The organism is Streptomyces sp. NPDC059743, from assembly GCF_042732975.1.
Lineage (GTDB): Bacteria > Actinomycetota > Actinomycetes > Streptomycetales > Streptomycetaceae > Streptomyces.
This window is the reverse complement of the sequence record NZ_JBHWGS010000028.1, coordinates 33,995-54,549: the sequence shown is the minus strand read 5'-3', so window position 1 is coordinate 54,549 and position 20,555 is coordinate 33,995. Positions and strand designations below refer to the sequence as shown.

The window sequence follows — 20,555 nt, the reverse complement described above, 5'->3', positions numbered from 1 at the left end:
CCGGCCCTGTGCGGCGACCAGCCGGTCACCGCACGGGGCCGACGCACAGGCCCACCGCACAAGGCCGACGCCCGCCGTCCCCCGCCTCGCACGGAAACCGGTCACGGACGCGCTTCGTTCATCGTGATCTCGTCTGCCATTTGTGCCATCCGTGCCATGTGTTCCCGGACACCGGCTTACCATGCGATCGTGGTCGACAGCGCGATGGGGGGCGTCGATGTCCGGCGTGGAGTTCGGGTCCGGCAGGGCGGGGCTACGGGGTATGGCGCGGCTCGCGCGTGAACTGCCGTACGGAGTGGAGCTGTTCCAGCTCGGCTCCGAGGGCAGTGTGCTCTTCGCCGACCGCGACGGAGCGCGGGAGCTGGGGCCGCGTGAGGAGTTTCTGCCGTTCATCGACGACGGGCAGTTCGCCCACTATCTCGTCGGTGACGCGCGGACCTCGCCCGAGCGGCCGTCCAACGCGACCGTCAAGCTCGGTGTCGTCGGGCCGCGCAGCGCGTTCACTCCGCACGCCCACGGCGGTGAGCACTTCGTACTCAGCCTCGGCCACGCCTCCTGCGGACTGTGGGACGCGCCGCGCGGCCGGGTCACCGAGATCCCGCTCGTACCCGGCGGGATGATCCGTATCCCCGAGATGATGCCGCACTCCTTCGCCAACCGGGGCACCAGGCCGCTGAACATCCTCGCCGCCAACACCGGCTTCGGCATCGACCACGAGGACTACGCCATCACCGCGGACGAGGCCGAGCGCCGCGCCACGGACGATGTCGTACGCAGCAGCCGCCGCAGCGTCGGCACCGTCGCCAGGATCGGCACCGACTTCGGGCTCCTCGCCGCCGCGCTGCGCGACATCGAACGCGCCCAGCGGCTCCGCGGCGTCGGCACCACCACCGCGCGGGAGCGGCTCGCCGCCGGGCTGCGCCGGTTCGCGTCCGCGCTGGAGGCCCCGCGATGATCTGTCCGCACTGCAACCAGAACCTGCTCTACAAGGAGCGGACCGACCGCACCTGCTCCAAGTGCCATCGCCGGTTCGCCCTGGATCCCAAGACCAACTCGCTCGGGCTGAGCGACATACGGATCCACCGTCTCACCTCGAAGCTCACCGACGGCGGGCAGCTGAAGATCACTCTCGACCAGCTCGGGGCCGCCGCGCTGCGCAAGAACCGGAAGAGCTCCGAGAGCGGGATCGCGGCGGCCATCGGCTGCATGGCGATCGGCGTACCGGTCGGTGTCGGTCTGCTCGCCATCGGCTCGATCGCCGACGACAACGCGAGCTTCACCACCTTCCTCGGCATCGCGATCCTCTTCTTCGTCGTCGTGACGGTGGTCTCCAATCTGAGACGCGGCAGGCGCAGGCCGACGGACACCAGGATGAAGGCTTTCCGCAGCGCCCTGCTGACCGACTGGAAGCAGCAGTACCACTCGCTCCCGCAGGGAGTCGTGGACGCCGCGCCACGCCAGGGCGCGGGCGCCAACCGCCCGGAGGGCGCGCGGATCGCGCTGCTCTGCCCGGAGCCGGCCGTGCTCACCTTCCTGGCCGCCAACGACATCCCGGAGCGGTACGGAATCGCCCTCGCCGCCGAGAGCCGTCAACTGCCCGACATGCTGCCCGTTCTCGTCCTGCACGACGCGAGCGCGGCCGGCTGCCGGCTGGTCGTACGGACACGGGAGGAACTGCCCGGCCGCAGAGTGATCGACGCCGGGCTGCCGCCGCGCGCGGTGATGAATGTGAAGGACGCGCCGACGGTACGAGTCGCCAGGCCCGCGCGGGACCTCATCGCGTGGCTGGCCGAGAGCTCCACGCTGACCAAGGACGAGCTGGACTGGCTGGCCAAGGGATGGACCGTCCCGCTGATCGGTGTACGGCCCGCCAGGCTCATCGAGGCCGTCACCAGAACCGCCCACCGGGTCGCCACCATGAACGAGGCGGATCCCGTCCGGCGCCGGGCCGAGGCCCTCGGCTTTCTGACCTGGCCCGGCGGGTCCGGCGGCGAGGCCGCCCGATGACCCCACGTGCCGCCACGGGGACCTCACGTGTCGCCACGGGCATCGGCGACCGGCTCCTCGACCGCGCGCTCGCCACGGCGGTGGCCCGCGCGGGCGCGCCGGCGCGTATCCGGTTCACCGAGCGCCAGCTCTACTACGAGATGTGCCGTGTCCTGCGCCCGCTGCACACCGTGCCGCGCCGGATCCCGCTCACTCCGGCGCCGCCCGTACGGTACGAGCGGTTCGAGGAGGCGCTGCGGCGGTACGGCGAGGTGCCCGGGCTGCTGGGGCCTGTGCCGGAGGCCCGTACCGTACGGGCAGAGCCGCAGCCACCGGTACAGCCCGAGCCATCGGCTCAGCCCGAGGAGCCCGACCTCTACGACTACGGGCTGCCCAGGCTGCTCGTCTGCCAGAGCCGCTCCGTGGCCCGGATGCTGCTCGCCAACGACATCCATCTGGAGGGCGCCTGTCCGGTGCTCGCCGCCGACGGTCTGCCGCTCGATCCACGGCTTGTCGCCGGGCTCGGCCGGGTGGACGGCGCCACCGTCCATGTCCTGCACGACGCGAGCACCGCCGGGATCGCCCTCACCGCGCGAGTGCGCGCCGATGTCGCTGCTGTGGCCGGTGCTGCCGGCGGTCCCGGTGTACGGGTCGCCTCGATGGGCCTCGTACCTCGGCACGCCGCCGCTCTGCACCTGGTCTCACCGCACGGCCCGGCGCCGGGGCCTGGGCCAGCGACCGGGCCGGACGACGCCCACGACGACGCGCAGGCACTGCCGTCCGCGCTCGAACCGCGCGAGCGCGACTGGCTCGCCGGAGGACGCTTCGCCGAGGTGGAGTCCGTCCCTCCGGCGCGGCTGCTGCGTACGGTCCTGCGCGTGGTACGCGGACCGAGAATGCCCAGCCACTCCCTGTGGACCGGTCTGCGCGAGCTGCGTACGGCCGGTTTCATGACCTGGCCGACGGACCGGTCCGCCGTATAAGAACCGGCCCGGAGATATAAGGACAAGAGGCGATGAACCGGCCACGCGAAATTCCGTACAGAGATGAGCTGCTCGCCGACCGGAGCGTCCACCGGCGGTACGAGGACGGGCGCGAGGAGTGGCGCCGGCGCGAGAGCGGTACGACCGTGCGCTGGCACGACAACCTGGGCGCCTCCGGCACCGACGAGCTGCTCGGACAGCGGATCGTCAAACGGCAGTTCGCGGACGGCCGTGTCGTGTACGGCCGGGACATCGGCTACGGCCGTACGGTCTGGGGCCAGGACGGAACGGTCCTGGTCAACAGGACCTCGTTCGGCGGGCGCATGGGTGTCCTGCTGGGCGGACTCGGTCTGGCGACGCTCGCCGTCACGGCCGCGCAGTATCCGCCGGTGAGCCTCAGCCCCGAGGAGGAGGAAGAGCTGCGGCAGCAGGCCCAGAGCAGCTCCTCCTCCGGCGGCGGCGACGGCGGTGGCGGCGACACCGGCGGTGACGGCGGCGATGGCGGAGACTGGGACTCCGGGGACAGCTGGAACTCCGACGACGGCGGAAGCTGGAGCGACGACGACTTCGGCTGAGTGGCAGCGGACAAGCCGTATCCCACGAGGCACGAGGCACGAGGCACAAGGCGCAAAGCACTAGGCACAAGGCACAAGGAGCGTGACCATGGCGCGGTTCAGCGCCTTCCTGGCGGCGGATCCCGGGCACGCCAGGGACCAACTGGCGGCGACGGGCGCCTCCGTACGTCCCGAAGGGCCCGCGCTGGCGCTGATCGAGGACGAACCGGGCCATGCCACCGGCCCGTTCACCGCGTACGGCCGTACCGCCGTCGGTGAGGTCACTCTCCACAACCGGCCCGAACTGCTCGCCGCCCTCGCCACGGCCGGCGCGCCCGCTCCGCCCGACTGCGCCGACGGAGAGCTGCTGCTGCGCTGCTGGGCGCGGCTCGGTACGGCCGGGATCCGCGCGGCGGAAGGCATGTTCGCGCTCGCCGTGCACGAGGACGGCGCACTGGTCCTGATCCGCGACCATGTCGGCGCCCGTACTCTCTTCTACGCCCGCGCCGCCGACTGCTGGGCCGCGTCCACCTCGCTGCGGGCCCTGCGCCGCTGGCCCGCGCTCGGCACCGGCCTCGAACTGGCCGCCGTACGCTCCTTCCTGACCTTCGCCTATCTCCCGGGCGAGGAAACACTCCTGCGGGGAGTACGCGAAGTGCTGCCGGGCCGGTGTCTGCGGCTGGCGGCGGACGGGAGTCTGGCGGAGGAGCACTACTGGGAGCCGCAGGAGCTGATCGAGAACGACGGGATCGAGAACGACGGTGCCTCGTCCGCGAGTTACGCGCTACGGCTGCGCGAACTGCTGGAGGAGGCCACCGCGCGCCGGCTGCCGGAGGCCGAGGCCGTGGGCGTCCTGCTCTCCGGCGGTGTCGACAGCTCGCTGGTGACCGCGCTCGCCGCCAAGCTGCACGCCCATCCCGTGCACACGTACTCCATCAGCTTCGGCGACGAACTCCCCAATGAGCTGGGCTACTCGGGCCTGGTCGCCGCACACTGCCACACCCGCCACCGGGTGCTCACGGTGTCCGGGGACGCCGTGGCCGCCCGGCTCGCGGAGGCCGCCGCGCTGCTCGACAGCCCGGTGGGCGATCCGCTGACCGTGCCCAATCTGATGCTCGCCGAGGCCGTGGCGGGTGACGGGCTACGGGTCGTGCTCAACGGCGAGGGCGGCGATCCGGTGTTCGGCGGGCCGAAGAATCTGCCCATGCTGGTGCATGAGATGCACCGTGACGATGTCGCGGAGGCGACCGGCGACCCGGGCAGGGCCGCGCGTGAGACCACGTATCTCCGCTCGTACCGCAAGTGCTACACCGATCTTCCCGAACTGCTCACACCGGACACGCTCGACGCCCTCGCCACCGCGCCACGGCCCGAGCGCTTCGTCACTCCGTATCTGCGGCCCGAGGCGCGCGAGGGCCGGATGGACCATCTCCTCAACCAGCTCCTGCACTGCAATCTGCGGACCAAGGGCGCCCATCACATCCTCACCAAGGTCGAACGGCTCACCGCCTCGCAGTCGCTCCAGGGCCGCGCGCCGCTCTTCGACCGCCGTGTGGTGGACCATGCCTTCGCCACTCCGCCTCGCTGGAAGCTGAACGGCGCGGTGGAGAAGTGGGTGCTGAAGGAGGCCGTACGGGATCTGCTGCCCGGCACGGTCGTGGACCGGCCCAAGAGCGGGATGCGCGTACCGGTCCAGCAGTGGCTCGGCGGACCGCTGCGCGAGCTGGCGGGCGATCTGCTGCTGGGCCGCGAGGCACGCGCCCGAGGGCTCTTCCGGCAGGACACCGTACGCGCGTGGATGCGCGGCGAGGGCGCGCTGCTGCCGAGACAGGGCGGCAAGCTGTGGCTCGTACTCACCTTGGAACTGTGGCTGCGCGCCTACGACATCCGCTGATCGCGCGCCTACGAAATTTGCTGATGGAGGCTCCCTTGCACACGCTCGCCCTCACCGACCCCCGTACCGGACGGATACGCGGTGACTTTCCCGTCGCCCGGGAGGAGCATGTCGCCCTTGTGGCCGGCGCGGCACGCCGGGCCTTCACCGGCTGGCGGGCGCTGACTCCGAGGGAACGGTCACGGCGGCTCGACCGTCTCGCCGGGCTGATCGAGGAGCACGCGGACGAGTACGCCGAGCTGGAGCGGGCCGGTACGGGCAAGCCCGCCGAGGAGGCGGCCGGCGAGGTGGAGCAGGCGGCGGATCTCTTCCGCTTCTACGCCTGGGCGGCGCGTACGCAGGCGACGCCGGCCGCAGGAAGCTTTGTCGCGGGCCATGAGAGCTGGGTGCGCTGGGAGCCGCTCGGTGTCGTCGGTGTGGTCGTGCCATGGAACTACCCGCTGATGATGGCCACTTGGCGGTGTGCGCCCGCGCTCGCCGCCGGGAACACGGTGGTGGTCAAGCCCGCCGAGACCACGCCCGACTCGCTGATCCTGCTCGCCGAGCACGCGCGCGAGGCGCTCGGCGAGTCGGTCGTACAGACGGTGCCGGGCGACCGGGAGACCGGCCGGCTGCTGGTGGCGTCAGAGGTGGACATGGTGGCCTTCACCGGGAGCGCGCTCGCCGGAGCCGATGTGACGGCGCGGGCGGGCACCCGGCGCGTCAGCCTGGAACTGGGCGGCAACAGCCCGGTCGTCGTGCTGCCCGACGCGCCCGAGGACACCTGGACGGAGCTGGCCGCCGCGACCACGTACAACGCCGGCCAGAGCTGCGCCGTGCCCGCGCGCGTGATCACGCTCCGCGAGAACTACGAGTCCGCCGTCGCCCTGCTCTCCGACGCGATGCGCGAGCGCCGCGCGGGCCGGGACTTCGGTCCGCTCAACAACGCGGACCAGGCGGCGCGTTACGACCGTATCGTCGGCGCCTCCGCCGCGAAGGTGACCGCGACCGGCGAACTGGCCCTGGTGGAAGGCGAGGAGGGCGGCTTCTGGCGGCCGGCGCGTGTGCTCGCCGATCTGCCCGACGACGATCCCGCAGTGGTGGAGGAGGTCTTCGGCCCGCTGCTCACCGTCCAGGCGGCGGACACGGTCGAGGACGCGCTCGCCCTGGCGAACGGTGTGCCGCAGGCGCTCGCCGCGAGTGTCTGGACACGTGATCTGCCGACGGGACTGGACCTCGCCGGACGGCTGAACGCGGGCGAGGCCTGGCTCAACTGCCATCTCGTACAGACGGCGGAGCTTCCGCACGGCGGCCGTGGCTCCTCGGGCCACGGTACGGACCTGAGCACGCTGGCGCTGCACGAGTACCAGCGCCCGAAGACGATCACGGCGCGGCTGCGGTAGGTCCTGCTTGACCGAGCGCGGCCCGTCACACCGTCGTCATGCCCGTCACAGCCGCAGACCGGCCGCCAGGCTGTCCAGGGCGCGGTGGATCAGGGCGGGCAGATCGTCCTGGTTGCCGCGCTCTCCCCAGTAGAGAGTGATCTCGCGCAGGGCGCCCAGCACGGCGGCGACGAAGATCCGCACCTCGAAGTCGTCCGCGTCCCTTCCGGTGCGTTCCACCAGCGCATCGGTGAGCAGCTTGGCCGTCGACGACATGGTCTCGGTCATCCTGGCCCGGACGGCCGGGACTTCGACCATCAGCTTGGTGCGCTGGATCACCTCGTCGTAGCCGGTGCTCATCATGGCGCGCGTCGCCTCGTCCAGGATGAACCGGATGGACTCCAGCGGAGGTTCACCGGCCGGCCGGGAGCGCAGCAGCGCCGCCATGACCGGGTCGTACTCGTCGGTGAGGACGATGTCTTCCTTCGTCGGGAAGTAGCGGAAGACGGTCGAGGGCGAGACCTCGGCCGCCTCCGCGATCTGCTCGATGGTTGTCGCCTCGTACCCGTGCTCGGCGATCAGCGCGTAGGTCGCCCGGCGGATCGCGATCCTGGTCTTGAGCTTCTTGCGCTCGCGCAGGCCCATCGGGGGCTGGTGTTCCGAGAGGGAGGCGGGAGAGGCGAGAGAGCTGTGAGAAGTGGCGGCCATGACTCCTATTGTCCGGCATCGGCGGGCGCCGGGGCCACGCCCGCGTCACCTGTTGTCTGCCCGGCCGCCTCCCGCTCCTTCTCCGCCTCCGCCTCCTCCGGCTCCTCTGCGCTTCGGCCCTTCTCCCGCCCGGCTTCCGGCAGGAGCGTCACCACCAGCAGCGCGGAGACCAGCGCCGCGACACCGCAGACCAGCAGCGCGAGGTTCATACCGTGGATGTACGCGGCGTCCGCCGAGGCCGCGAGCCCGGGAACGTCCAGCCGGTCGGCGACGGTATGCGCGGCGACCACGGAGTCACCGGCCGTATCGGCGGCGGCTGCGGGCAGTCCCGAGGTGTCCAGCCTGGACGCGTACGCGGCGGCGAGCAGCGAGCCCAGCAGGGCGATCCCGACCGCGCTGCCCATCTGCCGTACGGTCATCAGCAGCCCGGAGCCGCTGCCCGCACGGTCGGCCGGCAGGGCGGCGATCGCTCCGTCCATCGCGGGCACGACCGCGAAGCCGAAGCCCAGACCGGCCACCGACAGCCACAGCGCGGTGAATCCGTAACCGCTGTCCACGGTGGTACGGCTGCCGAGCAGCGCCGCGAAGGCGAGTACGACTAGGCCCGCGCCGATCACCGCGCGCGGTCCGAACCGCCGCAGGAGCGGCCCGCTGCCTCGGGCGGCGACCATCAGCCCGCCCATCATCGGCAGCATCCGTACGCCGGTCCCGAGCGCGCCGTAGCCCAGCACGGCCTGGAGATGGACGGGCAGCAGGAACAGCAGGCCCGACATCACGAACATCACCAGCGTCGCGGCCACGGTGTTGAGCAGAAAGCCGCGCTCGCGCAGCAGGACGAGATCGAGCATGGGCCTGGCCGGCCGGCGTTCCCGCAGGACGAGCGCGGTGAGCAGGACGGCTCCGGCGGCCAGTGCGGCGACGACCAGCGGGCTGCCCCAGCCGCGGCCCGGCGCCTCGATGATCCCGTAGATCAGCGCGCCGAGCCCGAGTGCGGTGAGCGCGGTGGAGACGGCGTCGACCTTGGGCGAGGACGGGTCGCTGGTCTCGGGCAGCAGAAGGAGACAGGCGAGGATCCCGAGGGCGGCCATCGGGATGTTGACCACGAAGATCGAGCCCCACCAGAAGTGTTCGAGCAGCCAGCCGCCGATGATCGGGCCGAGCGGGATGCCCAGCGCGGAGGCGGCGGAGATGATGCCGACGGCCTTGGTGCGGTCCTTGGGATCGCCGAAGAGCGAGGGCAGTACGGCGAGGGCGAGCGGCATCACCAGCGCGCCGCCGACACCCATCGCGGCGCGGGCGGCGATGACCAGTTCGACGCTGCTGACCAGCGCGCCCATGAGCGAGCCGGCCAAGAAGAGACCGAGACCGGTGATGAGCATCCGGCGGCGGCCGAAGCGGTCGCCGAGCAGTCCGGCGGGCAGCATCAGCGCGGCGAAGACCACGACATAGGCGTCGGCCATCCACTGCTGCTGACCGGTGGTGGCGCCGAGCTCCTCCGCCATCGTCGGCAGCGCCACATTGAGGATCGTCAGATCGAATCCGAGCACGAGCATGCTCGCGACGAGGGCGCCGAGCGCCCACCAACGGCGGCCCATGGCAGCCCTCCTTTGAGAGTTAGTGTCAAGTGACAGTAACTCTCAAAAGGAAGCGGACGTCAAGCTCTATGGGAGATGTGGGCGGCGGGAGCGGCCGAGGCTCGCGGCCTAGGCTCAGGAGTGCTGGTAGGCCACCAGTGAGATACCGACGAAGTGCACGACGAACGCGGCCAGCGTGAACGAGTGGAACACCTCGTGGAAGCCGAACCAGCGCGGTGACGGATTGGGGCGCTTGAGTCCGTAGATCACACCGCCCGCGCTGTAGAGCAGTCCGCCGACGACCACCAGGACGAGCACCGCGATCCCGCCGGTGCGCAGGAAGTCCGGCAGATAGAAGACCGCGGCCCAGCCCATCGCGATGTAGCAGGGCGTGTAGAGCCAGCGTGGCGCGCCGACCCAGAACACCCGGAAGGCGATGCCCGCCGCCGCCGCGGCCCAGACCGCCCACAGCAGCGTCCGGCCCGTCGTGTCGGGCAGCAGCAGCATGGTCAGCGGCGTATAGGTGCCCGCGATGATCAGGAAGATATTGGCGTGGTCGAGCCGGCGCAGTACGGCCTCGCCGCGCGGTCCCCAGGTGCCTCGGTGGTATATGGCGCTGACGCCGAAGAGCAGGCAGGCGGTCAGTACGTAGATCCCGCACGCGACTCTCGCGCGGAGTGACTCGGTGGTGACGATGAGTGTCACTCCCGCGACCAGTACCGCGGGAAACATTCCCGCGTGCAGCCAGCCGCGCAGCCTCGGCTTGACCATGCTCAACAGCTCGGGCACGGCTTCCGGGCCACCTCGGCTCGCGGTCCTTCCCCCTTCCTGTGACTGGGGGTTGGCGAGTGGCTCGGGCGAGGCAGGAGTCATGAGTTCATGCTACCTACGGGAGCGTAGGTAGCGTTCGAGCACAAATAACCTCTTGGTCATGTCGCATGAGTGGCGATGCTCACGTGGGCGGTCCTCTGGACAGATGGGCGGCAGCGGCGGATGATCATATGAGTGCGGTCGGCACCGGATGAGCGGCTACGAAGCGTCCGGGTCGCAGCCCCCAAGGGGCACAACCTCAAAATCCCTCATCAAGGAGCAATCGTGGCGCGCGATATCGCGGCTCCCCAAACCGCCCCCACCCACCACCAGGAGCTGATCTCCTGGGTCGACGAGATAGCAGCAATCACGCAGCCGGACAGGGTGGTCTGGTGCGACGGGTCCGAGAGCGAGTACGAGCGCCTGTGCGGGGAGCTCGTAGCCAAGGGCACCTTTGTGAAGCTCGACCCGATCAAGCGGCCCAACTCGTACTACGCGGCCTCCGACCCGTCCGATGTGGCACGCGTCGAGGACCGTACGTTCATCTGCTCCGAGAAGGAGGAGGACGCGGGGCCGACCAACCACTGGAAGGCGCCCGCCGAGATGCGGGAGATCTTCACGGGCGACCAGGGCGTCTTCCGCGGTGCGATGCGCGGCAGGACGATGTACGTGGTGCCGTTCTGCATGGGCCCGCTGGGCTCGTCGCTCTCCGCGATCGGTGTCGAGATCACCGACTCCGCGTATGTCGCGGCCTCCATGCGCACCATGACGCGGATGGGACAGGCGGTCCTGGACGAACTGGGCGTCGACGGCTTCTTCGTCAAGGCCGTCCACACGCTGGGCGCGCCGCTGGCCGAGGGCGAGGCCGATGTGCCGTGGCCCTGCAACACGACCAAGTACATCTCGCACTTCCCGGAGTCCCGCGAGATCTGGTCGTACGGCTCCGGCTACGGCGGCAACGCGCTGCTCGGCAAGAAGTGCTACGCGCTGCGTATCGCGTCCGTGATGGCGCGTGACGAGGGCTGGCTCGCCGAGCACATGCTGATCCTCAAACTCACGCCTCCGCAGGGCCAGTCGAAGTACGTGGCCGCGGCCTTCCCGTCCGCGTGCGGCAAGACGAACCTCGCCATGCTCGAACCGACCGTCTCCGGCTGGACCGTGGAGACGATCGGCGACGACATCGCGTGGATGCGGTTCGGCGAGGACGGCCGGCTCTACGCGATCAATCCCGAGGCGGGCTTCTTCGGAGTCGCGCCGGGCACGGGCGAGCACACCAACGCCAACGCGATGAAGACCTTGTGGGGCAACTCGGTCTTCACCAATGTGGCGCTCACCGACGACGGCGACGTCTGGTGGGAGGGCATGACGGAGGAGGCGCCCGCGCATCTCACCGACTGGAAGGGCGAGGACTGGACACCGGAGTCCGCCACGCCCGCCGCGCATCCCAACGCCCGCTTCACCGTGCCGGCCGGGCAGTGCCCGATCATCGCGCCCGAGTGGGAGGACCCCAAGGGCGTCCCGATCTCGGCGATACTCTTCGGCGGTCGTCGTGCCTCCGCCGTACCGCTGGTCACCGAGTCCTTCGACTGGCAGCACGGCGTCTTCCTCGGAGCCAACGTCGCCTCCGAGAAAACGGCGGCTGCCGAAGGCAAGGTCGGCGAACTGCGCCGGGATCCGTTCGCCATGCTGCCGTTCTGCGGCTACAACATGGGCGACTACATGGGGCACTGGGTCAAGGTCGGCGCCGACGCGGCGGCCCGCGGCCAGGAGGCGCAGCTGCCGAAGATCTACTACGTGAACTGGTTCCGCAAGGACGAGTCCGGCAGGTTCGTCTGGCCGGGCTTCGGCGAGAACAGCCGTGTACTGAAGTGGATCGTGGAGCGGCTGGAGGGCAGGGCCGAGGGCGTCGAGACGCCGATCGGTGTCCTGCCGACCAAGGAGGCCCTGGACACGGACGGTCTGGCGCTCTCCGGGGCCGAGCTGGACTTCCTGCTCTCGGTCGACAAGGAGGTCTGGCGCGAGGAGGCGGCGCTCGTGCCCGGACACCTCAACACCTTCGGCGACCACGCGCCGAAGGAGCTGTGGGACGAGTACCACGCGCTGGTGGAACGCCTCCGCTGACACGACGTACCACTGGGCCGGTCTCGTCTTTCGGGACCGGCCCGGTGCCGTCCGTTTCGCTCATTTTCGCGCATCGGGGCCTGAGGCGGTCTCGCGTTCGACGGCGGGAGCGGTCAGACTCAACAGTCATGGACGCAGGGTTAGCCGCGGTATGCGGTGCGTTGGCGGGTACGTTCGCCACCATAGGAGCCGCGTTCGCCGCCGGCCGCACACAGCTCGAATCGGCCCGGCTAGCGGCGCACATGGAACACCACCGGCAACGCCGTGAACCACGCCATGGGTTCTACCGGGCCTTCATCGCCGCGATGGAAGAGCTCCAGACGGCGATCGGCCAGCGGAAACCGGGGCCGCACGCCCTGAGCGACTTCACGAGCGCCTATGTACGCGAGTGCCGGGACCGGGCGTCAAGTGTCAAAGCCGTATGGGTGGATGTGGCCCTGGCGGGCCCGGAGAATGTGTCGACGCTGGCGGAGGAGCTCGCCCAGTCGGTCGATGTGATCTCCTCTCTCTGCGCGGACCTCGGGCGGATCAGAGAGGACCAGGAGAGGAATCCGGCCGGAAAGCTGCCACAGGACACGATTGCCCTGCTGATCTCGTTCGAGCAGACGGTTCAGCCCATGACGGAGAACCTGCCGAAGTTCAGAAAGGCCGCCCGGAACGCCCTGGACGACAACGGCTTGAGCAATCTCCGCACCTCCTCCCGCCGTACGCGCACGCGCATCCGCTCCACACCACTGCCACCTCTCGTCCCCGACCGCGACCGCACACCGGTGCCGGACACCCAGCCGTGACAGACTCCCGCCCGTGACAGACTCCCGCCCGTGAACCTCGACTTCGTACAGACGCACGGGCGGTACGGGCGGCACAGGCGGTACGGGCGGCCGGCGCTGCTCACGGCGACCGCGCTGACGGTCCTCGCGCTGCTCGGCGTGAGCGGCTGTACCGGGAGCGACGGCGACAGCGACGGCTCGAAGCCGTCCACGCCTCCGGTGACCATGCCCGCGACACGGCCGCCCGCCGACGCCGACGCGTCCGGCGCCGGGACGGTCTCCGAGGCTCCTCCGCCGTTCCGAGGCGGTGAGATCCTGCTCACCGCGAAGTCCCGCAAGGGCAACGCCACTCTGCCGCTCGCGAAGAAGATCGGCGACGGACGGCTGGGAGTACAGGTCAACTGCCAGGGAACGGGCACACTTTCGGTGTTGGTCGAGCCGGTCGGTCTGAGCTTCTCCCTCGACTGTGCGGCTCAGGAGGTACGCGGCACCTCCAACGAGATCGATCTGAAGCGGTCCCCGGCCGAAGGGACGGTCCGGATCACCGCGTCTTCCACGGTCACTTGGGCACTCACGGTGGAACAGTGACCAACGTCGCCGTCGGGGTTCCGTATCCCCCGGGAGAGCTACAAGAACTGTCCGCTCGTTGGTGATTCGTGGATGTCGTCGTCTTCATACGGTTCCGGTGGGTCGCTGAACCGCGCCGCTGAAGCCGACGGAGGTCACCATGGATACGAAGTCCACCGCAACGCATTCCGCACGCCCGGAGCGCGCCGGGGAGTACGGACCGGAGCAGGGCGCGGCCACGGGCCGTGTCGGGCGGGCCGTCCGGTCTCCCTTCGGCTGGATGCTGATCGGGGTGCTCGGCGTCGGCGGCGTGGCGGGGCTGACCTCGGGCGGCGAGCCCGGTACGGCGACCGCCACCGTACTGCCCGTGCTGGGCGCGGTCGTCGCGGTCGCCGTCTACTGGGCCGTCATGCGCTTCGTCGCGCGGCGGCCCACGCCGGAGCTCGCCCGAGGGCGGGCCAGGAGGGAGGCGCTGCTCGGCGGCGGGATCGGTCTGGCGTTCGTGCTTCTCTCCACGCTGCTGATCGCGGCCTTCGGCGGCTACTCCTTCAGCTGGTCCGGCGGCGGCTTCCTGTCGGTCGTGGCGCCCATGGCAGCCATATCGCTCGGCGCGGCGGTCACCGAGGAGCTGATGTTCCGCGGTCTCGCCGTGCAGGCCCTGGAGCGGCTGTACGGCAGTCGGGCGGCCCTCGCGATCACCGCGCTCCTCTTCGGCGGACTGCATCTGGCCAATCCGGGAGCCACCCTGTGGAGTTCACTCGCGATCGCCCTGGAGGCGGGCCTCCTCCTTGGTGCCGCGTTCCTCTGGCGGCGCAGCATCTGGTTCGTCGTGGGATTCCACTTCGCCTGGAACACCGCCGAGGGACTGCTGGGCATCCCGGTCTCCGGCCATGCCTCCGAGGGACTGCTGACCACCGATGTCTCCGGCCCGGCACTGCTGACGGGCGGCGGCTTCGGCCTTGAGGCGTCGATCGTGCCCGTCGTCGTGTGCGTGCTGCTCGCCGTCCCGATGCTCGTCCTCGCCCACCGGCGCGGCGGCCTCGTACCGATGCGCCGCGCCGAGCGCTGACGTACCTTGCCCAGTCGTTCCATCGCACGGTCAATCCCTCACGCCCGGTCGTTCCCTCGCACGAAGGAAGCGGAATTGAAGATCGACGAGGCGCCTTGGAGGACACGTGTCCTCCGGGCGCCGCTCGGCTGGTGGCGAGCCCGTGACGGATACGTCAAGGACGGCGCGCTCGCGGCACTTCTCACCGTGCTCGCGTTCGTACCGACACTGTCGGCCATTGGAGCGCAGCTCGGCGATCTGCCCGTGCGCCGGGCCGACGCGCTCGGTGTGGCGCTGACGCTGGCGCAGTGTCTGCCGCTGGCGATACGCAGCCGATGGCCCGCGCTCTGTCTCGCGGTCGTCGGTACCGCGTTCGCGGTTCATCAGACGCTGGCCTGTCCGCCGACGTTCGGCACCGTAGGGATCTATCTGGCGCTGTACGCGGCCGGAGCCCATCAAGTCCGGTTCCGCGGCGGGCTCGTCGCGGTGTCGACGGTCGGCTACGCCGCGCTGGCGGTCGTACTGCACAGCCTGGGCTCACCACAAAGGGCCCTGGACTACCTCGCGTTCTTCTCGGCGCTGGCGCTGATCTGGCTGGCCGGGACCGGGGTACGCAGATGGCGCGCGGAAGAGGCCGAGCGCCGGCGGCTGGCCGCCGAAGTGGCCACGGCCGCCGAACGGGCGCGTATCGCCCGCGAGTTGCATGATGTGGTGACACACCATGTGACCGCCATGGTGGTCCAGGCCGACGCGGCGCAGTTCTTGCTCCCGGCCGCGCCGGAGCGTGTCACGGAAGGACTCACCGCCATCAGCGGCACCGGCCGCCGTGCGTTGACGGAACTGCGGTATCTGCTCGGAGTGCTGGAGGCGACCGGCGAATCGGCGTCGGCGGACCGGGCCCGCGCGGACCGGGCGCCGGCCCTGGGAAAGGTCGTTGATCTGGTTGAACAGGCCCGGCTCTCGGGCCAGCCCGTGGACTGGACCGAACAGGGCGAGCGGCGACCGCAGGCCGTCGATGTGGAACTCGCCGCCTACCGCGTGGTGCAGGAGGCGCTCACGAACGCGCTGAAGTACGCGACCGGGCGGCGTACGGCGGTACTGGTCCGGTACGGCGACGAGCACATCGAGATCGAGGTGACCACGGACGGGCCTGGCGACGGACGCACCGCCACCGCGCCGGTTCCGACCGCGCCGGTCTCGCAGGAGCCGCGAATCCCGGGCCCTTCGCGAGTCCCGGGCCCCTCGGGCGGACGAGGTCTCAACGGGCTGCGTGAACGAGTCCGGATGCTTGATGGTGAACTGGTCGCCGGAGCCGGGCCCGACGGCGGGTTCAGCGTCCGCGCCCTGATCCCGTCGAGGCCCGCCCAGGAGTGATCCATGCCCGACTCGCCGCCACCGATCCGTGTGCTCATCTGTGAGGACCAGGCACTGGTGCGCGCCGGTTACGTCACCATCTTCTCCGCGCAGTCCGACATGGAGGTCGTCGGCGAGGCGGAGGACGGGCGCTCGGCGGTGGAGGCCGCGCGACGGCTGCGTCCCGACGTGATCGTGATGGACATCCGGATGCCCGTCGTGGACGGTATCGAGGCGACCAGACAGCTCGCCGGTCCCGATGCCACCGTCCCGGCGAAGATCCTGGTCGTCACCACCTTCAACGTAGACGAGTACGTCTACGAAGCGCTGCGGGCCGGAGCCAGCGGCTTCCTCCTCAAGGACGCGCCGCCGGCGGAGCTGGTGAACGGCGTCCGGACGATCGCCCGTGGCGAGGCGCTGCTGGCGCCCGCCGTCACGCGTACGCTCATCGGCCACTACGCGGAACATCTGCGCCCGGCCGACAGATCCCGGTCGGCCAGGGAGGACCTCGTACGCGCGCTGACACGCCGCGAACTCGAAGTGCTCGAACAGATCGCCGCCGGCCTGTCCAACGCGGAGATCGCCGTGAAGCTGTCCATCGCATCGGAAACGGTGAAGACCTATGTGTCACGGATCCTGATGAAGCTCCATCTGCGCGACCGCGTGCAAGCCGTCGTCCTCGCCTACCGGGTGGGCCTGGTGTCCGGCACGGACTGAGCGGACACGGACTGAGCGGACACGGGCTGGGAGGGCACGGACTGAGCGGGCAGCGAGTTTCGTGTCCGCTGTGACCGGGTTACGGTGGATAAGGCATGCCGTTCGTCCCTTCTGAACGCTCTCCTAGGAGGCCGGGCGGAGGCGGGAAGGAGGCTGCGATGAGCGAGCCGGACGCGGACCGGGCCCGGGACGGGTCCGTACCACTCTCCGCGACACACCTCTCCGCGATCACGCTGAGCGTCAACGGCCGTTCGCGGCGCCTCGAAATCGATCCGCGTACGTCACTGCTCGACGCGCTGCGTGAGCACCTGCGGCTGAGCGGCACCAAGAAGGGCTGTGACCACGGGCAGTGCGGCGCCTGCACGGTGCTGGTCAACGGCCGGCGCGTCAATTCCTGTCTGACGCTTGCCGTGATGCGTCAGGACGACGAGATCGTGACGATCGAAGGCATGGGGCGACCGGGCGATCTCAGTCCCATGCAAGCGGCCTTTGTCGAGCGCGACGGCTTCCAGTGCGGCTACTGCACTCCAGGTCAGATCTGTTCGGCGGTCGGCATGCTCGGCGAGGTGGCGGCGGGCTGGCCCAGCCATGCCACCGCCGATGTCTCCTCCGCGCGGATCGAGCTGACCGACGAGGAGCTCCGCGAGCGGATGAGCGGCAACATTTGCCGGTGCGCCGCCTATCCGAACATCGCCGCGGCCATCCGTGACGTCGCGGCTCACGGGGACCTCGCGGCTGACGGGGCAGGTCACGTCGGGGCAGGTCACGCCGCGAAAGGAGGCCCGGAGTGAGGCCCTTCACCTATGAGCGGGCAACGGACGCACGGGCCGCGGTGGCGGCCGTCTCCCGGCCCGGCGCGAAGTTCATCAGCGGTGGTACCAATCTGCTCGATCTGATGAAGCTGGAGATCGAGCGGCCGGACCATCTGGTCGACATCAGCCGGCTGCCTCTGGCGGACATCGAGGAACTGCCGGACGGAGGACTGCGGATCGGCGCGCAGGCGGCGAACTCCGATGTGGCCGCCGACGCGCGCGTACGCAGCGGCTGTCCGGTCCTGGCCCAGGCGCTCGTCGCCGGAGCCCCGGGCCAGTTGCGCAACATGGCGTCCATCGGCGGCAATCTGTTGCAGCGGACGCGCTGCCCGTACTTCTATGACACGGACTCCGGCTGCAACAAGCGTGATCCCGGCTCCGGTTGTGACGCGATCGGCGGCGTCAACCGGATGCACGCGATCCTCGGCGCGAGCGACTCCTGCATCGCGACGCATCCTTCGGACATGGCCGTCGCGATGACGGCGCTGGAGGCGCGGATCGAACTGCTCGGCGCCGACCGGTCCGTACGTACGGTCGCCATCGGCGACTTTTACCGGCTGCCGGGCGACACTCCGCATATCGAGACGGTCCTGCGGCCCGACGAGATGATCACAGGCGTCGTCCTGCCGCCGCCTCCGCCGGGCGGACAGCTCTACCGCAAGGTACGCGACCGGGCCTCCTACGAGTTCGCGCTGGTCTCCGTGGCGGCGATCGTCTCGACGGACGGGGGGACGGGAACGATCGCCGACGCCCGGGTGGCGTTCGGCGGTGTGGCGCACAAGCCCTGGCGGTCGTTCGCAGCGGAGGACTCGCTGCGGGACCGTCCCGCCACGATGGCGACCTACCGCGCCGCGGCCGAGGCGGCGATGCGGGACGCCGTGGGGCAGGGCGGCAACGACTTCAAGATCGAGCTGGCCAAGCGGACACTCTGCCGCACGCTGGACGAGGCGGCCCGAGCGGCCCGTACGGCCCAGGAGCGATCCGGCCGAGATGAGAGCGACCATGGCACGAGCTGAGGAAGCCACACTGATCGGGCAGCCGCTCAACCGCGTCGACGGCCCGCTCAAGGTCACCGGCCGAGCCACCTACGTATACGAGCAGTGGGAAGCCGGCCCGCCACTCTACGGTTTCATCCTCGGCGCGGCCATCGGCAAGGGCCGGATCACGCGGGTCGACACCACACGCGCCGAACGCCTCCCCGGCGTACGCCTGGTGATGACCCATCACAACGCGCCGCCGCAGGGCACCCGCGACGAGTCCACCTTCCTGGAGATGCCGCGCGCCTTCACGGCACTCGCCAATCCAGAGATCCACTTCCACGGTGAGCCGGTCGCGCTTGTCGTCGCGACGACCTTCGAACAGGCTCGGGCTGCGGCCGGGCTCATCGACGTCACGTACACCGTCGAGCCGGGACGGTACGACTTCGCCGCCCGTCTGGACCACGCCCATCCACCGAAGAAGATGAAGATCGGCCTCGCCGCCGACACCGCGGTGGGCGATTTCGACGCCGGGTTCGACGCCGCCGACGTCACGATCGATCAGCACTACACGACGCCGTACTGCTCCGCCCAGCCCATGGAACCGCACGCGTGTCTCGTGGTGCCGCAGGGCGAGGATCTGATCGTCCACACCAGCGTCCAGATCGTGGATATGGCCCGTACCTCGATCGCCAGCACGCTCCGGATGGACGAACAGCGGATCCATATCGTCAGCCCGTACGTCGGCGGCGGATTCGGCTCCAAGCTGCGCGTCCACTACGAGACGATCCTGGCGGCCATCGCCGCCCGTACGCTGCGCCGGCCGGTCAAGATCGCGCTGACCAGGCAGCAGACCTTCCCGCTCGTCGGTATGCGTCCCACCTCGTACCAGCGCGTCCGTCTCGGCTGCGGGCGGGACGGGAGGCTGGTCGCGATCGCCCATGACGTCATCATGTCCACCAATCCCGATGTGGAGTACGCCGAGCAGACCGCCGTCACGACGCGCAGCCTCTATGCCGCGCCCAACCGCGCGACGAGCCACCGGCTGACCGCGCTCGACCTGCCGCGCGGAGAGGACGTCCGCGCGCCGGGCCATGCGCCGGGACTGCTGGCGGTGGAGGCGGCGATGGACGAACTGGCCCATGAGCTGTCGATGGATCCGGTCGAGCTGCGGATCCGCAACGAGCCGGAGCTGGATCCGGAACGCGGTGTGCCGTTCAGCGACCGCCATCTGGTCGACTGTCTGCGCGAAGGAGAACGCCGGTTCGGCTGGAAGCGCCGCCCGATGAAGCCCGCGACTCTGCGTGAGGGACGGTGGCTGGTCGGATACGGCGTGGCCTCCGCGATCCGCCCGCACCCGCAGTGGGCGACCAGGGTACGGGTCCGGCTGGAGGCGGACGGCACGGCTGTCGTCCGGTCGGACATGACCGACGTGGGCACCGGTACGTACACGATGCTGACGCAGGTCGCCGCCGACGGGCTGGGACTGCCGCCCGATCGGGTACGCGTCGAGCTCGGCCGTTCCGAGTTCCCGGTCAGCGGCGGCTCCGGCGCCTCCTGGGGCGCGGGCAATTCGAGCACCGCGGTCCACCGCGCGTGCGCGGCCCTGCGCGAGAAGCTCCTGGCCGCGGCGTGCGGCGACGCGCGCTCGCCGCTGTACGGCCGCGATCCCGCGACGGCGGTCCTGGCGGACGGCAGCGTGCGCGTCGACGGCGCCGACGGTGGCCGCGGCGGTGTGTCCGTGCCGCTGGGTGAGATCGTCGGACGTATCCGTCCCGAGGGCGGGGGCGGGGGCGGGGGCATGGAGGCGGACGGCGAGACGTACCCGATGGCGGAGGAGCCGAACTACGCCGCCTACTCGATCAACACCTACGGAGCGCACTTCGCCGAAGTCGGCGTCGACGCCGACACCGCCGAGATCCGCCTCCGGCGGATGCTGGGCGTGTTCTCGGCGGGCCGCATCCTCAACGCCAAGACGGCCCGCTCGCAGCTCCTCGGCGGCATGATCTGGGGGCTGGGAATGGCCCTGGAGGAGGCGGTGGCCGTGGACATACGGTCCGGCGCTCTCGTCAACCGCGATCTCGCGCAGTACATGGTGCCCGTCCACGCCGACATTCCCGAGATCGACGCCGTCATCCTCGAAGGCTTCGACGGCAAGGCCAATCCTCTCGGTGCCAAAGGCGTAGGCGAACTCGGCATCTGCGGAGCCGGCGCGGCGGTCGCCAACGCGGTGTTCAACGCCACGGGCGTACGCGTACGTGACTTCCCCATCACGCTCGAAAGCCTCCTGCCGGCCCTGCCGCCGCTGGAGGAGTGACGG

The 20,555-nt window shown here is 70.3% G+C and carries 18 protein-coding genes; 15 read left to right on the top strand and 3 right to left on the bottom strand.

What is annotated here, in order from left to right; all coding sequences use genetic code 11:
* Window positions 1-217 precede the first annotated feature (217 nt).
* The 6 genes from ACFV6H_RS35840 (at window position 218) to ACFV6H_RS35815 (ending at window position 6,799) form a co-directional block, all read left to right on the top strand.
* Window positions 218-955, top strand: a complete 738-nt coding sequence (locus ACFV6H_RS35840; RefSeq protein WP_385550812.1) for a cupin domain-containing protein — start codon at window positions 218-220, stop codon at window positions 953-955.
* Window positions 952-2,007, top strand: a complete 1,056-nt coding sequence (locus ACFV6H_RS35835) for a hypothetical protein (RefSeq protein WP_385550810.1) — start codon at window positions 952-954, stop codon at window positions 2,005-2,007. The genes ACFV6H_RS35840 and ACFV6H_RS35835 overlap by 4 nt, the downstream gene beginning before the upstream one ends.
* Entirely contained in the window at window positions 2,004-2,969 is a 966-nt protein-coding gene (locus ACFV6H_RS35830; protein ID WP_385550808.1) for a hypothetical protein, read from the top strand. Before ACFV6H_RS35835 ends, ACFV6H_RS35830 begins: the two co-directional genes overlap by 4 nt.
* Window positions 2,970-3,001: 32 nt before the next feature.
* Window positions 3,002-3,544, top strand: coding sequence for a hypothetical protein (locus ACFV6H_RS35825; RefSeq protein WP_385550806.1), 543 nt, complete (start codon window positions 3,002-3,004; stop codon window positions 3,542-3,544).
* Between the two features lie 88 nt (window positions 3,545-3,632).
* On the top strand, window positions 3,633-5,417 hold the full coding sequence (locus ACFV6H_RS35820) for an asparagine synthetase B family protein (RefSeq protein ID WP_385550804.1): 1,785 nt from the start codon (window positions 3,633-3,635) through the stop codon (window positions 5,415-5,417).
* A 23-nt stretch (window positions 5,418-5,440) separates the two neighbouring features.
* Window positions 5,441-6,799, top strand: coding sequence for an aldehyde dehydrogenase family protein (locus tag ACFV6H_RS35815; RefSeq protein WP_385550802.1), 1,359 nt, complete (start codon window positions 5,441-5,443; stop codon window positions 6,797-6,799).
* 45 nt (window positions 6,800-6,844) lie between these two features.
* On the opposite strand, the gene ACFV6H_RS35810 is transcribed toward ACFV6H_RS35815, so the two are convergent.
* The 3 genes from ACFV6H_RS35810 to ACFV6H_RS35800 all read right to left on the bottom strand — a co-directional run bounded on the left by ACFV6H_RS35810 (window position 6,845) and on the right by ACFV6H_RS35800 (window position 9,831).
* Window positions 6,845-7,486, bottom strand: a complete 642-nt coding sequence (locus ACFV6H_RS35810) for a TetR/AcrR family transcriptional regulator (RefSeq protein WP_384982182.1) — start codon at window positions 7,484-7,486, stop codon at window positions 6,845-6,847.
* A 5-nt stretch (window positions 7,487-7,491) separates the two neighbouring features.
* Entirely contained in the window at window positions 7,492-9,081 is a 1,590-nt protein-coding gene (locus ACFV6H_RS35805; RefSeq protein ID WP_385550799.1) for an MFS transporter, read from the bottom strand.
* 114 nt (window positions 9,082-9,195) lie between these two features.
* Complete coding sequence (locus ACFV6H_RS35800; RefSeq protein WP_384982428.1) at window positions 9,196-9,831, bottom strand: hemolysin III family protein; 636 nt, start codon at window positions 9,829-9,831, stop codon at window positions 9,196-9,198.
* A gap of 324 nt (window positions 9,832-10,155) precedes the next feature.
* Between ACFV6H_RS35800 and ACFV6H_RS35795 the strand changes: the two genes are divergently transcribed.
* The 9 genes from ACFV6H_RS35795 (at window position 10,156) to ACFV6H_RS35755 (ending at window position 20,552) form a co-directional block, all read left to right on the top strand.
* Window positions 10,156-11,991 (top strand): phosphoenolpyruvate carboxykinase (GTP), encoded by a 1,836-nt coding sequence (locus tag ACFV6H_RS35795; protein WP_385550797.1) that lies wholly within the window; start codon window positions 10,156-10,158, stop codon window positions 11,989-11,991.
* Window positions 11,992-12,119: 128 nt separating this feature from the next.
* Window positions 12,120-12,782: a hypothetical protein gene (locus ACFV6H_RS35790; RefSeq protein WP_385550795.1), complete on the top strand. Its 663-nt coding sequence runs from the start codon at window positions 12,120-12,122 to the stop codon at window positions 12,780-12,782.
* Window positions 12,783-12,812: 30 nt separating this feature from the next.
* On the top strand, window positions 12,813-13,349 hold the full coding sequence (locus tag ACFV6H_RS35785) for a hypothetical protein (protein ID WP_385550793.1): 537 nt from the start codon (window positions 12,813-12,815) through the stop codon (window positions 13,347-13,349).
* Window positions 13,350-13,488: 139 nt separating this feature from the next.
* Complete coding sequence (locus ACFV6H_RS35780) at window positions 13,489-14,397, top strand: CPBP family intramembrane glutamic endopeptidase (protein WP_385550791.1); 909 nt, start codon at window positions 13,489-13,491, stop codon at window positions 14,395-14,397.
* Window positions 14,398-14,472: 75 nt separating this feature from the next.
* A complete protein-coding gene (locus ACFV6H_RS35775; RefSeq protein ID WP_385550789.1) occupies window positions 14,473-15,750 on the top strand; it encodes a sensor histidine kinase in 1,278 nt (425 codons plus the stop codon).
* A gap of 3 nt (window positions 15,751-15,753) precedes the next feature.
* A complete protein-coding gene (locus ACFV6H_RS35770; RefSeq protein WP_385550787.1) occupies window positions 15,754-16,446 on the top strand; it encodes a response regulator in 693 nt (230 codons plus the stop codon).
* 158 nt (window positions 16,447-16,604) lie between these two features.
* Entirely contained in the window at window positions 16,605-17,237 is a 633-nt protein-coding gene (locus tag ACFV6H_RS35765) for a 2Fe-2S iron-sulfur cluster-binding protein (RefSeq protein ID WP_385550785.1), read from the top strand.
* Window positions 17,234-18,274, top strand: coding sequence for an FAD binding domain-containing protein (locus tag ACFV6H_RS35760; RefSeq protein WP_385550783.1), 1,041 nt, complete (start codon window positions 17,234-17,236; stop codon window positions 18,272-18,274). Before ACFV6H_RS35765 ends, ACFV6H_RS35760 begins: the two co-directional genes overlap by 4 nt.
* Window positions 18,261-20,552, top strand: coding sequence for a molybdopterin cofactor-binding domain-containing protein (locus tag ACFV6H_RS35755; protein ID WP_385550781.1), 2,292 nt, complete (start codon window positions 18,261-18,263; stop codon window positions 20,550-20,552). Before ACFV6H_RS35760 ends, ACFV6H_RS35755 begins: the two co-directional genes overlap by 14 nt.
* The last annotated feature ends 3 nt before the right edge of the window (window positions 20,553-20,555 follow it).

Excerpts from the sequence above, each read along its gene's own strand:
- ACFV6H_RS35830 (WP_385550808.1), top strand. The coding sequence starts at position 2,004 with ATGACCCCACGTGCCGCCACGGGGACCTCACGTGTCGCCACGGGCATC.
- ACFV6H_RS35770 (WP_385550787.1), top strand. The coding sequence starts at position 15,754 with ATGCCCGACTCGCCGCCACCGATCCGTGTGCTCATCTGTGAGGACCAG.
- ACFV6H_RS35805 (WP_385550799.1), bottom strand. The coding sequence starts at position 9,081 with ATGGGCCGCCGTTGGTGGGCGCTCGGCGCCCTCGTCGCGAGCATGCTC.
- ACFV6H_RS35815 (WP_385550802.1), top strand. The coding sequence starts at position 5,441 with ATGGAGGCTCCCTTGCACACGCTCGCCCTCACCGACCCCCGTACCGGA.
- ACFV6H_RS35810 (WP_384982182.1), bottom strand. The coding sequence starts at position 7,486 with ATGGCCGCCACTTCTCACAGCTCTCTCGCCTCTCCCGCCTCCCTCTCG.
- ACFV6H_RS35820 (WP_385550804.1), top strand. The coding sequence starts at position 3,633 with ATGGCGCGGTTCAGCGCCTTCCTGGCGGCGGATCCCGGGCACGCCAGG.
- ACFV6H_RS35755 (WP_385550781.1), top strand. The coding sequence starts at position 18,261 with ATGGCACGAGCTGAGGAAGCCACACTGATCGGGCAGCCGCTCAACCGC.
- ACFV6H_RS35840 (WP_385550812.1), top strand. The coding sequence starts at position 218 with ATGTCCGGCGTGGAGTTCGGGTCCGGCAGGGCGGGGCTACGGGGTATG.
- ACFV6H_RS35800 (WP_384982428.1), bottom strand. The coding sequence starts at position 9,831 with ATGGTCAAGCCGAGGCTGCGCGGCTGGCTGCACGCGGGAATGTTTCCC.
- ACFV6H_RS35765 (WP_385550785.1), top strand. The coding sequence starts at position 16,605 with ATGAGCGAGCCGGACGCGGACCGGGCCCGGGACGGGTCCGTACCACTC.
- ACFV6H_RS35790 (WP_385550795.1), top strand. The coding sequence starts at position 12,120 with ATGGACGCAGGGTTAGCCGCGGTATGCGGTGCGTTGGCGGGTACGTTC.
- ACFV6H_RS35825 (WP_385550806.1), top strand. The coding sequence starts at position 3,002 with ATGAACCGGCCACGCGAAATTCCGTACAGAGATGAGCTGCTCGCCGAC.
- ACFV6H_RS35780 (WP_385550791.1), top strand. The coding sequence starts at position 13,489 with ATGGATACGAAGTCCACCGCAACGCATTCCGCACGCCCGGAGCGCGCC.
- ACFV6H_RS35835 (WP_385550810.1), top strand. The coding sequence starts at position 952 with ATGATCTGTCCGCACTGCAACCAGAACCTGCTCTACAAGGAGCGGACC.